At 36.5% G+C, this 11,416-nt stretch carries 13 protein-coding genes; 8 read left to right on the top strand and 5 right to left on the bottom strand.

Annotated elements, in window-relative coordinates; all coding sequences use genetic code 11:
- Window positions 1–309: 309 nt before the first annotated feature.
- Window positions 310–1,560 (bottom strand): glycosyltransferase family 4 protein, encoded by a 1,251-nt coding sequence (locus tag H5968_RS06665; RefSeq protein WP_187039291.1) that lies wholly within the window; start codon window positions 1,558–1,560, stop codon window positions 310–312.
- Window positions 1,561–1,710: 150 nt separating this feature from the next.
- Window positions 1,711–2,448 carry a photosystem II repair protein Psb32 gene (gene psb32, locus H5968_RS06660; protein ID WP_187039290.1) on the bottom strand — a complete coding sequence of 246 codons (738 nt, stop codon included), beginning with the start codon at window positions 2,446–2,448 and terminating at the stop codon, window positions 1,711–1,713.
- 184 nt (window positions 2,449–2,632) lie between these two features.
- Between psb32 and surE the strand changes: the two genes are divergently transcribed.
- Window positions 2,633–3,313: a 5'/3'-nucleotidase SurE gene (gene surE, locus H5968_RS06655; RefSeq protein ID WP_187039289.1), complete on the top strand. Its 681-nt coding sequence runs from the start codon at window positions 2,633–2,635 to the stop codon at window positions 3,311–3,313.
- Window positions 3,314–3,386: 73 nt separating this feature from the next.
- On the opposite strand, the gene H5968_RS06650 is transcribed toward surE, so the two are convergent.
- Window positions 3,387–3,746: a hypothetical protein gene (locus H5968_RS06650; protein ID WP_187039288.1), complete on the bottom strand. Its 360-nt coding sequence runs from the start codon at window positions 3,744–3,746 to the stop codon at window positions 3,387–3,389.
- A gap of 289 nt (window positions 3,747–4,035) precedes the next feature.
- A complete protein-coding gene (locus H5968_RS06645; protein ID WP_187039287.1) occupies window positions 4,036–4,722 on the bottom strand; it encodes a HupE/UreJ family protein in 687 nt (228 codons plus the stop codon).
- A 26-nt stretch (window positions 4,723–4,748) separates the two neighbouring features.
- Between H5968_RS06645 and H5968_RS06640 the strand changes: the two genes are divergently transcribed.
- From H5968_RS06640 to H5968_RS06610, 7 genes are all read left to right on the top strand, one after another.
- On the top strand, window positions 4,749–4,919 hold the full coding sequence (locus tag H5968_RS06640) for a hypothetical protein (protein ID WP_187039286.1): 171 nt from the start codon (window positions 4,749–4,751) through the stop codon (window positions 4,917–4,919).
- Window positions 4,920–5,009: 90 nt separating this feature from the next.
- The gene (locus tag H5968_RS06635) at window positions 5,010–5,354 is read left to right on the top strand and encodes a translation initiation factor (protein ID WP_187039285.1); all 345 of its coding nucleotides are present in this window, start codon (window positions 5,010–5,012) and stop codon (window positions 5,352–5,354) included.
- A gap of 123 nt (window positions 5,355–5,477) precedes the next feature.
- Window positions 5,478–5,642, top strand: a complete 165-nt coding sequence (locus tag H5968_RS06630) for a YqaE/Pmp3 family membrane protein (RefSeq protein ID WP_187039295.1) — start codon at window positions 5,478–5,480, stop codon at window positions 5,640–5,642.
- Between the two features lie 80 nt (window positions 5,643–5,722).
- Window positions 5,723–6,373: an isoprenylcysteine carboxylmethyltransferase family protein gene (locus H5968_RS06625; protein ID WP_187039284.1), complete on the top strand. Its 651-nt coding sequence runs from the start codon at window positions 5,723–5,725 to the stop codon at window positions 6,371–6,373.
- A gap of 83 nt (window positions 6,374–6,456) precedes the next feature.
- On the top strand, window positions 6,457–6,741 hold the full coding sequence (locus tag H5968_RS06620) for a hypothetical protein (RefSeq protein ID WP_187039296.1): 285 nt from the start codon (window positions 6,457–6,459) through the stop codon (window positions 6,739–6,741).
- Between the two features lie 66 nt (window positions 6,742–6,807).
- Window positions 6,808–7,023, top strand: a complete 216-nt coding sequence (locus H5968_RS06615) for a hypothetical protein (protein ID WP_187039283.1) — start codon at window positions 6,808–6,810, stop codon at window positions 7,021–7,023.
- Window positions 7,024–7,040: 17 nt separating this feature from the next.
- The gene (locus H5968_RS06610; RefSeq protein WP_096569765.1) at window positions 7,041–7,460 is read left to right on the top strand and encodes a PIN domain-containing protein; all 420 of its coding nucleotides are present in this window, start codon (window positions 7,041–7,043) and stop codon (window positions 7,458–7,460) included.
- A 67-nt stretch (window positions 7,461–7,527) separates the two neighbouring features.
- On the opposite strand, the gene nifJ is transcribed toward H5968_RS06610, so the two are convergent.
- On the bottom strand, window positions 7,528–11,106 hold the full coding sequence (gene nifJ / locus H5968_RS06605) for a pyruvate:ferredoxin (flavodoxin) oxidoreductase (RefSeq protein ID WP_370569753.1): 3,579 nt from the start codon (window positions 11,104–11,106) through the stop codon (window positions 7,528–7,530).
- Window positions 11,107–11,416: the final 310 nt, after the last annotated feature.

The raw sequence follows: 11,416 nt of genomic DNA, 5'->3' as shown, positions 1-11,416 counted from the left end.
TTTCTGAACAATGAATTTTTTTCCTATTGAATCTTCTCTCTGTGTCCCGTTACGAAGTTTCACTTTCTCACTCCATACCCAGCTTAATGCTATTTACTCTCATTAAGCCTCTTAACTTTTAAGTTACTTTTAGTTATTATGTACTACTTTAATGGCTTTTTTGATCTGTGACAGTTGAGGGTGCGGAATGTGGGATTAAAAACTTTTCAAACATCCTCTAAGGGCGAAGCATTCGGACAATTAATTATCGGTTTTTACCTAAGACTATCATCCGAATGCTGATGCTTCCAGCACGCTTCGCGAACGCCCCTACATTGTTGACGCGAAACCTGTCTTACCTAACATCCAATCTAAATGTTGTGGTAATAATGTTTGTAGATCATAGTTATTAACTATTGTCTTGCGTGCAGCGGTACGAATAGAAATCATATCTGGAGAATTATCTAAAGCTGTATTCACCTTGTCGGCAATTTGTTGGGGAGAAAAGAAATTTACTAACAGTCCATTTTTACCATCTTTAATTACTTCCTGAACTGGTGGAGTATCAGAAGCTATTAACAAACATCCTGCGGACATTGCTTCTAACATTGACCAGGATAAAACAAAAGGAAAAGTTAAATAAATATGGGCTGAGGATGCTTGTAAAACTTGCAAATATTCAGTATAAGGAAGTAAACCAGTAAAGTGTAATCTGGTTAAATCTAAATCTAATTTTTCTAACATTAATTGTTTATAAGTTTTACCATCAGGAAGACTTTTTCCATAGGCAACTCTATCTTCTCCCACAACTACAATATGACAGTTTGGGCGTTGTTGTTGAATTAATGCTACTGCTTCCATAAACTGAGGAAAACCGCGATAAGGTTCCATTCCTCTCGCTACATAAGTAATTAATTCTGAAACATGGGAAAGATCAAGATTAATTCGGGGTAAAACTAATTTAGCATCTGGCTGAGGAATAAAATAATTAGTATCAATTCCATCGTGACAAACAGTGATTTTTTGATGATATTCTGGGGGAAATTGTTGACGTTGCCAATTAGTAGGAGAAAGTCCGCGATCGCAATGGTATAAATCTAGTAAAATCGGTGAATTTTTGACTTTAATACGACACAAATCATCAGCATTTAACGGATCACTGGGATCAAAATCGGCATCAGAACCGCGAGCATGATAAAACCATTCAAAGAAACATAATAATTCGGCTTTCGGGAAAATTTCTTTCATAAATAATGTCGGACCCCAGCCAGAATGACCGTAAATTATATCAGGAATAAAACCCTGTGTTTTTAATTGTTCTGCTATGCGATATACAGCTTGTCCGGTGAGAATTGCATTTTCTAAATTGCGGATATAATGATGAGTTTGGGGTGCTGCTGTGCGGGAAGGTTCATAAATAGCTTTCAATACTCCTGGTATTGATCCTTCCTGACGATTTGTACCAAATACTACTTGATATTTATCATTTTTGGCTAAAGTTGTGGCCAGATGACGAAATTGGGCGGGAAAGTTGGGATGTAAAAATAAAATACGTTTGGGATGTTGAGAAGTATTTTTCATAGTCAACTGTGTACAAAACCGTAAAGTAAAAAATTCGTAAGGATTCAGGATACAGAATACAGTTGCTACAAACAAATATTCTGACTCCTTGATCTCCTGACTCCTTGATCTCCTGACTCCTTACAAAAATTCTACCTATTCCCTCATTATTTACCCCTGATTGGAAGGCTGATTAATTTGGTATAAATAATAAGTTGCCATGGGAATGACAGTAGCTGCAATTAACAATCCTACTACCCAAGCAGTAGCATTACCTTTGTTTTTGTCGGTTTCTTCCGCATTGCTAAATGTGCTTTCTACCTGTACAGTTTCTTTTTCTGCTGGTGGACCAGGATCAGGTTTACCAGAAAGGACTGCTACTAGGCGATCGCGCACATCCAAAAATCCTTGATTATATTTGTTACCATCCCGTAATGCTGCCCCTAGTGTTTCTTTTGTGACACTATTAGCGATCTCATCAGTCAAGAGAGTTTTCACTTGATCCCCGCTGACAATAGTTGCACCATTGGTTAGAGTATCAACGATCACAATCGCTTGGTTAGCTTGTGCTTCTGGTGTAGGAAACCATTTTGTAAATAGTCCTTTCGCAAAACTTTCCGGTGTTTCCCCATAGTCGAAACGGTGAATGGTAACAATTCTCACTTCATTACCTGTTGCTTTAGCCAAGTCTTTAAAAGCACCGCTGATTTGACCTTCATTAAAACGGCTAAGAACATCACCTTCATCTACAATCCAAGTATCTGCTGTCAGGTTGGGTATTTGATATACTCCAGTAGCAAAAGCAGGTGTCACAAAAACAGAAATAGCCATCATCATCACCAATACAGGTACAATGAGACGGGTAAGGTATGAATGACCACTAAATAATTGCTTGAGTAGCTGTTTCATGAAATGAATCCTAAAATACTCTTGCAATCAAAATACTACATAATCTAGGTCAAAAGCATCTGATTTGAGGATAATTCCTGGATGGTAAAATTACCAAGATTTATTTCAGGATTTATTTCAGGATTTATTTCAGGATTTATTGGTCGAATCAATCTAAACTCTAAAATCTAAACTCTAAAATCTCATGACAATCATCTTAACTAACGACGACGGTATCGACGCACCAGGTATTCAAGCTTTGCTGAAAGCGGTAAATGACAAAGATGTAATTATCGCTGCACCAGCAACACATCAGTCTGGTTGTGGACATCAGGTGACGACAACTGAACCGATTAAATTAGAACGTCGTTCTGATTTTGAATATGCTATTGCTGGTACTCCTGCTGATTGTGTGAGAATTGCCATAACACAAATTAGTCAAGATGTCAAGTTTGTGCTTTCAGGAATTAATGCTGGTGGTAATTTGGGAGTGGATGCGTACATTTCTGGAACTGTTGCTGCGGTGAGAGAAGCTGCAATGCACGGTATTCCTGGTGTGGCGATTTCTCATTATCGCAAAGCTAAACTCAATTATAATTGGGATTTAGCAGCTAAATGGACATCAGTAATATTAGCAGATTTACTGAAAAAGCCTTTAGCACCTGGTAGCTTTTGGAATGTGAATTTACCCCATCTACTACCGGGAGATGGTGATCCTCAAGTTGTTTTTTGTCCACCCTGTACCAAACCTTTACCTGTAAATTATCGAGTAGAGGGTGATAATTTTTATTATGTTGGTGAATATGGTAAACGCGATCGCACTCCTGGTAGTGATGTAGATGTATGTTTTTCTGGCAATATTGCAATTACTCAATTAAAGGTTTGATCATGCCAATTTTGGATTTGAGATTTTGGATTTGAGATTTTGGATTTCGGATTTGGGAATAAGCTGGGGTAGTTCATGTTTCTTCATCTACACTTTGCAGCAAAAACACAATTTTATCTACAGATTTTGTGAGTTGATTGATTTCTTGTAATGAATCTTTTTGTGTTTCAGCGAGACTTTGTACAGCATCACACAAGGCAAAAATTTGATATCCTTGCTGCTGTACTTGTTTTCCCTGCGCTTCTACTTGTAAGCTCAAAGCATCTACTCTTTGAGCTAAACGTTCAATAGTGTCGGTAGTAGAAAGCACAGCTTCACCGATTTGCTCAACAATAGATTCTAAGCGGTTGATTTTAGCTTCTATTCCTGCGGATATCATTTCTGGAGCGCCCCAATTTTGAGAAATCATCATAGTAATATTGTTAATATTCATCAAATAATTTCCTAATCAGCACTAAACTGTACTAAGTGAAATTTGAGAATCAAACAAAAATGCCATCTGTAACAATGCTATCTGATTAAGGATTGGTAAATCCTGTAATTAGGATATTTTTAGTAGCAATATTAACCTGATTTTCGGAAGCATTTGGGATATTTAAAAAAAAATACCAAATTGGGTAATTGTGCAGAATTGTGTTAACTTTTGTGTTAACTTTTTTTAACAATAATTATCAATCTAGTGATAATTAAAAGTTACACAACTACCTCAAAGTATTTGCTTGCTATGAGATTACTGCATTGGCGAAAAATACGACACCAATTGCACAAAAAGTTAACCCAACCCAACGAATTGTTTTGTGAAATATCTGCTTACTTGCTTGTTTTGTGAATATAATACCAATTTTTCTAGCAGACAAGACAATTGCAGTTTGAGTTAAGCTAACACCTATCAAATATGTGGCTATGGTTGAGATTTGAGCGCCTATAATTGCTTGACTATCAGCATAACCATGAAATAATCCAGCGATCGCACTGAGTATAGTACAAGCTAACCAACTGATTGGGGTATGTAGGATAAAAATTACACCAAAGAGGATGGAGAAGATAGCAATAAATATTTCTATACCTGGATCTATACCTAGTAGCTTTAAGGAAGCTAAATGTATTATTTGTCCCAAGAAAGCAGCAAATACAAAAGCTAAACCGATCCCAGCACCACGTACAAATCTAGCAGAGAGTAAACCAACAGCAACAATACCAGCTAATCGATCCAAACCAATCACTGGATCAGCGATACCCCAAATAAACCCTTCCCAACAGTTAGAAATAGTGTGTTTCATAGGTGATCCCCCGGATGAAGTGATCAGACTGATAAGAATTAAAGCAGCGATCGCACCCATGAGACGATACTGTTGAGAAGTAGGTACTGGATTAGTACCATCAGATACAGATAATGTAGTTTTGAACATAGTGATAATAGATCAGATTATTCTTAGTGGTAGTTTATATTACCCTAATCTTGAAAAAAAAATGTCAGAATTTAGGAGTCAGGAGTCGTAGGGGCAAAGTAGGGGCGAAGCATTCGGAAAATAGCCTAGTCATAAAATTGATAATTAGTTGCCCGAATGCTTCGCCCTCACGGAAAGACTTTCTCAGCAACCCCTAATTAGTGATTAGTAATTGGTTAAAATAGCAGTAGGAAATAAATTGGAGTCTACTTGAGATTATTTCTGGATTGAATTAAGAATTAAATTGTATGTCTTCCTCTAAATCAAAATCTGACAAACGTATAATTTACCAAGAATTTGGTAATGATAACTCACCTGCTTTAGAACGTCCAGTACAAGAACTACCCCCAAACCAACAAAATGTGAGGGTACAAGCAACCCGCGCAGGGAGGAAGGGAAAAACAGTCACGGTTATTACCGGGTTTCAAACCAAAGCAGAAACCTTAACCGCTTTATTGAAACAGTTAAAAACCCAATGCGGTACAGGGGGAACTGTGAAAGAGAACGAAATTGAAATTCAAGGAGATCATAAACAGAAGATTTTAGAGATTTTAGTTAAGTTAGGTTACAAAGCTAAAATCAGCGGTGGTTAATGTAGGTGTTACTTCTGGGTGTTACTTCTGGGTGTTAGTTTGGGTTACTGTATCTTTTCAGGAATGCGAGTTAGAGAAAGTGATGTTAATAATATAGATGTGGACAATGAACAGGAGAGTATTATGGATGACCTAATTAGAATCGTAGCAGCCATCTTTTTACCACCTTTGGGAGTATTTTTACAAGTTGGTTTTGGCAAAGATTTTTGGATTAATTTACTGTTAACGATTTTTGGTTTTTACATTTTGGGTATTGTTCACGCTGTTTGGATTATTGCGAAGAAATAATTATGGCAGAGGGATAGGCGATATTTTCCTATCTCTCTATTTATTTAAACACTTAAAAAATTCTCACAAAAAGCCAGAATATGAAGGTAAAATATCCGATTAATTTTCACAAAGGTCTAACTTTTTTTATAGTGTTAGGACTAATGTTTTTATACCATAACTTTACTATTGGAGCTTGGGTTTATCTTGCCCTTCATGGTACTTATGGTTTTCTTTGGTTACTAAAAGATCGTATTTTCCCAGATAAACAATGGGAACAAGAAATTCCTACTTTTATGGGAATTATTACCTTTATACTACTTGGCTTATATTGGGTAGCACCATTTATTTTGATTAGTAGTGGCACTGTTCCACCTTTACCGTTAGTAACTGCGGCTATTTCTTTAAATATTTTGGGGGTGTTTTTACACTTTGCTAGTGATGCTCAAAAATACTATACACTCAAATACAAAACTGGACTAATTACAGAAGGTTTCTTTGCTAGATGTCGTAATACTAATTACTTGGGAGAAGTCTTGATTTATCTAGCATTTGCCATGTTAGCACAGCATTGGCTACCTTTTTTAATTCTGGGGTTATTTATAGCCATGATATTTGTTCCCAATATGCGGAAAAAAGATCAATCTTTGTCTCGATATCCTGAGTTTGAAGAATATAAAGAAAGTTCTGGGTTGCTGTTTCCTAAACTATTTATTTCCAGGAATCTCAATCAAGAAGAAACAACAGCTTAAAGCGAAATTGATTTGCTATAGAGTGAATCCATAAATATAGACAAATATAGACTTTTTACCTGGTTTCCCAGAGGGAGAGTTTTATGAATTACAAAGCAATAACATTAGCGGCAATTTTGGGGATTTCTACACCTGCAATTATAGATGTAGCAATGCCTCAACCTGCGCTGGCACAAAAATTTAATTATCCCAAGGGACATTTTGCCGATAAAGACTGGGAAGTAAGTTTGTCAGAAGTGTTGAATGTTAAGATTTTGAGGATTTTGTCCAAGTTGTGCATTGGTATTGGTGATACCAAATTTGAGCAATTAATGACTCTATTCTCAATAGACAATGGATTTTACCTGGGTAAAACGAAAAGATTGTAAAGTTTTATTGCAGGATTCAACACTTGTGGTTATAATATACCCACATAAAATCAACACCACAAAACTATGAAAAAAATAGAAATTGAACTTGATCAAGAAACTTTTAACAAAATAGAACAATTGACACAAACTCATCATTGTCAAGTTTCAGATTTAATCAAAGCCATGATTGAGCAACTAACTAAACCGGAAATAATCAATAATTCATTTATTGGTGAATGGTCTAATGATGCTGACTTAGTAGATAAAATGGTTGAAGATATTTTACAACATAGAAGTTAATACAAAATAATTGAGTTGTGAGAAAATCTTTAATTGATACAGATATAACCTCGGAAATTCGTAAAGGTAAAAATTCTAAAATAAACGCCAATGCTATTGCATACAGAGCAATATGGAAACATTATACAATTTCTGTGATTACTGTTTCCGAAATTATCAAGGGTTGGAGAAAACTAAATCGTAATGATCGCATTCAAGAATTTTTAGCGGATTTACCTGAAATGGAAATCCTACATTTAGACCAAAAAAGTGCAGAACTTTCAGGATTGATTCATGCTGATTTAGAAAGCAGTGGACAACCAATAGGATTAGCAGATGTATTAATAGCTTCTATCGCTATCCAAAACAATTTAATTTTAGTTACAGGTAACACTAAGCATTATCTGAAAATTCAAGCATTAGGTTATCCTTTAGTAATAGATAATTGGCGTAAATAAACAATTCTAATTAATAATTCGATAATAGGTAACAGGTAAAAACCCATTACCAATTACCTATTACCTATTACCTCTTAGCTAAATATTGATACATCTCCCAACGTGCATCAACTTCCGCTTGCGCTTGGGCTAACAATTGTTTAGCAATTTCCGGTTTACTCTTAATTAACATCTTAAACCGGTTCTCCTGGTACATGGATTTTTCCACCGACTCAGAAGGTGCTTTCATATCCAATTGTAGAGGATTTTTACCTTCATTTTGCAATGCAGGATTATAACGATATAACAACCATCTACCAGAGTCAACTAAGGCTTTTTGTTGTTGTAAACCAGTGGTCATATCAATGCCGTGAGCAATACAATGACTATAGGCAATAATCAGGGAAGGACCATCAAAAGCTTCCGCTTCTAAGAATGCTTTTAATGTGTGTTCATCCTTTGCACCTAACGCAACACTAGCCACATAAACATTACCGTAAGTCATGGCCATTAAACCTAAATCTTTCTTTGCTGCGGGTTTACCACTGGCAGCAAATTTAGCAACTGCTGCGGTAGGAGTTGCTTTAGAAGATTGACCACCTGTGTTAGAATAAACTTCTGTATCCATAACCAAGATATTGACGTTTTTACCACTGGCTAAAACGTGATCAATTCCATGAAAATCAATGTCATAAGCCCATCCATCACCACCGACTATCCACACACTTTTCTTGACTAAATAATCAGCGAGGGATTTTAGATTTTGGATTTTGGATTTGAGATTTTGGTCATTTTGAGATGCGGAAATTTCATCTAGTTTTTGTTTGAGAACTTCAACATTTTCCCGTTGTTCCCAAATATCTGCTTCGGTTTTTTGGGCATTTTTGAGGATATCATTTACTAAATTATCCCCAATTTCACTACTCAATTGTTGCAATAATTCCGCTGCAAATTCTGCTTGTTTATCAATAGATAAACGATAACCAAAACCAAATTCGGCGTTATCTTCAAATAAACTATTGGACCATGCTGGACCTCTTCCTTCTGCGTTTTGAGTCCAGGGAGTTGTGGGGAGGTTTCCACCGTAAATGGAAGAACAACCGGTAGCATTAGCAATGAGTGAGCGATCGCCAAATAATTGTGTTAATAATTTCAGATATGGTGTTTCTCCACATCCTGCACAAGCACCGGAAAACTCAAATAGTGGTTCTTGCAGTTGTTGTTGACGAATTTGATTTAATTTCAACTTTCTGCGATCGGGATTTGGTAAACTTAAAAAGAAATCCCAATTTTCTCTTTCCTGTTCTCTCAAAGGTAACTGCGGACTCATGTTGATAGCTTTTTTGCTGGGTTCTGCTTTATTTTTCGCAGGACAAACATCCACACAAATACTGCAACCTGTACAGTCTTCTGGTGCAACTTGGATAGTAAATTTCTGACCAGCAAAACTTTTATCTTTTGCATTTGCTGACTTAAAACTTGCAGGTGCAGTTGCTAAATTATCCGCTTCATAAGCTTTTGCACGAATAGCAGCATGAGGACAAACCATCACACATTTACCGCATTGAACGCAGACATCCTCATCCCAAACCGGTATTTCTTCTGCAACGTTGCGTTTTTCCCATTTTGCGGTTGCAGTGGGGAAAGTTCCATCTGCGGGTAAAGCACTTACAGGTAAGTCATCACCTTCCCACACCATAATTTTACCCAAAACTTGATCCACAAATTCTGGTTTGGTAATTGGTGATTGGTAATTGGTAATTGGTGATTGCTGATTTTTCTTACTACTTGTTGTAGCAGGAATTTTGATTGCGTGGAGATTTTCTAAAGTGTTATCAACAGCTTTTAAATTCATGTTGACAACATCTGCACCTTTTTTACCATAGGTCTTTTCAATCGCTTGTTTAATTTTAGCGATCGCTTCTTTTTCTGGCAATACCCCCGCTAATTTGAAGAAACACACCTGCATAATAGTGTTAATTCTTCTACCCATCCCGCTATTTTTCGCTACCTGACTAGCATTAATAGCATAAACTTTCAGGTCTTTCTCAACAATTTGCTGTTGCACCTTTACAGGTAAATTTTTCCATACCTCATTTGCGGGATAGGGACTATTTAATAAAAATGTCGCTCCAGTTGCTGCATTTTTTAAGATATCAATTGTTTCAATGAAACCCCAATGATGACAACCGATAAAATTAGCTTGGTTGATGAGATAAGTTGAGCGAATTTTCTCAGCACCAAAGCGCAAATGAGAAACCGTCATTGAACCAGACTTTTTAGAATCATACACAAAATAACCTTGAGCATTATTTTCTGTACCTTCCCCAATAATTTTAATTGAGTTCTTATTTGCACCTACCGTACCATCAGAACCCAAACCATAGAACATTGCACGCACAACGCTATCTGGTTCAGTAGAAAACCCAGGATCAAAATTCACAGAAGTAAAAGTGACATCATCATTAATCCCAATAGTAAAATGATTCTTGGGTTTTGATTGACGGAGATGATCAAAAACCGCTTTTACCATTGCAGGGGTAAACTCTTTAGAAGATAACCCATATCTACCCCCGACAATTTTCGGGAAGGTGGTTTTTTTCCATCCTTCATGGATAGCGGTGACTACTTCTAAATATAAAGGTTCACCTGCGCTTCCTGGTTCTTTAGTTCTATCCAAAACCGCAATAGATTTGACACTATTAGGTAAAGCTTCGATAAATCTTCCCACATCAAAAGGTTGAAAAAGTCGAACTTTGATAACTCCCACTTTTTCACCTTGGTTATTCAGATAATCTACAGTTTCATGGACAGTTTCACAACCAGAACCCATGAGAATAATTACCCGGTCTGCTTTGGGATGTCCATGATATTCATATAATTTATAATATCGTCCTGTTTGTTCTCCAAACTTGTCCATAATCCTTTGAACAATATCAGGACAAGCATTATAATAAGGGTTTGCACCTTCACGAGATTGAAAATAAACATCGGGGTTTTGTGCTGTTCCTCTTAACACTGGTTTATCAGGAGTTAAACAGCGTTGACGATGTGCAGAAACTAATTCTAAAGGTACTAATTCCCGTAAAACTTCGTCAGATAATAACTCAATTTTTTGCACTTCATGGGAAGTTCTAAACCCATCAAAAAAGTGTAAAAAAGGAACTCTGGTTTCTAAAGTTGCAGCTTGAGAAATAAGTGCAAAATCATGACTTTCCTGTACAGAAGCAGAACATAATAATGCAAAACCTGTACTTCTAGCAGCCATCACATCACTGTGATCACCGAAAATAGATAAAGCGTGAGTAGCTAAAGAACGTGCCGAAACATGAAGGACAAAACTGGTTAATTCTCCCGCAATTTTAAACAAATTGGGAATCATTAATAACAAACCTTGGGAAGCGGTGAAAGTTGTACTTAAAGCACCTGTTTGTAATGCACCATGTACCGCAGCAGCAGCACCACCTTCACTTTGCATTTGGGTGACATTGGGAATTGTACCCCATAAATTAGGTTTATTTTCTGCCATCCACGCATCAGCCCATTCACCCATATTTGATGATGGTGTGATCGGATAAATTGCGATTACTTCATTTAATTTGTAAGCTACACGCGCAACCGCTTCATTACCATCAATTGCGGCATAAGATTTAACCAATTTAGCCATGATTTTTCTTCCTGTGTCTTTTGTGGTTATTTCAAATTTACGCAGATCATCCTAAAATATAAGATTTGAAACTTGCTAAACTCAGGAAGTAATTTTGTTATATTTTCTACTTTTTTAAAGCTCACGCAGAGGCGCAGAGGCGCAGAGAGAGTAAAGAGGGTTTTAGTAAAAATATATGGGATTTTTTGTAATTACAAATTATTAATTATTTTAGCAGATGGTGAAGATGATATCTATTTCTATATTAATGATGTACTCAAGATGGGGAAGCTTTGATTTGTTAAAGTTGACTGATTTTCAAGGGGTGGGG

The sequence above is a fragment of the Sphaerospermopsis sp. LEGE 00249 genome (assembly GCF_014299995.1).
Classification (GTDB): Bacteria; Cyanobacteriota; Cyanobacteriia; order Cyanobacteriales; family Nostocaceae; genus Sphaerospermopsis; species Sphaerospermopsis kisseleviana.
This window is presented reverse-complemented; position numbering and strand designations above follow the sequence as displayed.

Coding starts and splice junctions, on each gene's coding strand:
- H5968_RS06665 (WP_187039291.1), bottom strand. CDS start 1,560: ATGAAAAATACTTCTCAACATCCCAAACGTATTTTATTTTTACATCCC.
- psb32 (WP_187039290.1), bottom strand. CDS start 2,448: ATGAAACAGCTACTCAAGCAATTATTTAGTGGTCATTCATACCTTACC.
- surE (WP_187039289.1), top strand. CDS start 2,633: ATGACAATCATCTTAACTAACGACGACGGTATCGACGCACCAGGTATT.
- H5968_RS06650 (WP_187039288.1), bottom strand. CDS start 3,746: ATGAATATTAACAATATTACTATGATGATTTCTCAAAATTGGGGCGCT.
- H5968_RS06645 (WP_187039287.1), bottom strand. CDS start 4,722: ATGTTCAAAACTACATTATCTGTATCTGATGGTACTAATCCAGTACCT.
- H5968_RS06635 (WP_187039285.1), top strand. CDS start 5,010: ATGTCTTCCTCTAAATCAAAATCTGACAAACGTATAATTTACCAAGAA.
- H5968_RS06630 (WP_187039295.1), top strand. CDS start 5,478: ATGGATGACCTAATTAGAATCGTAGCAGCCATCTTTTTACCACCTTTG.
- H5968_RS06625 (WP_187039284.1), top strand. CDS start 5,723: ATGAAGGTAAAATATCCGATTAATTTTCACAAAGGTCTAACTTTTTTT.
- H5968_RS06620 (WP_187039296.1), top strand. CDS start 6,457: ATGAATTACAAAGCAATAACATTAGCGGCAATTTTGGGGATTTCTACA.
- H5968_RS06615 (WP_187039283.1), top strand. CDS start 6,808: ATGAAAAAAATAGAAATTGAACTTGATCAAGAAACTTTTAACAAAATA.
- nifJ (WP_370569753.1), bottom strand. CDS start 11,106: ATGGCTAAATTGGTTAAATCTTATGCCGCAATTGATGGTAATGAAGCG.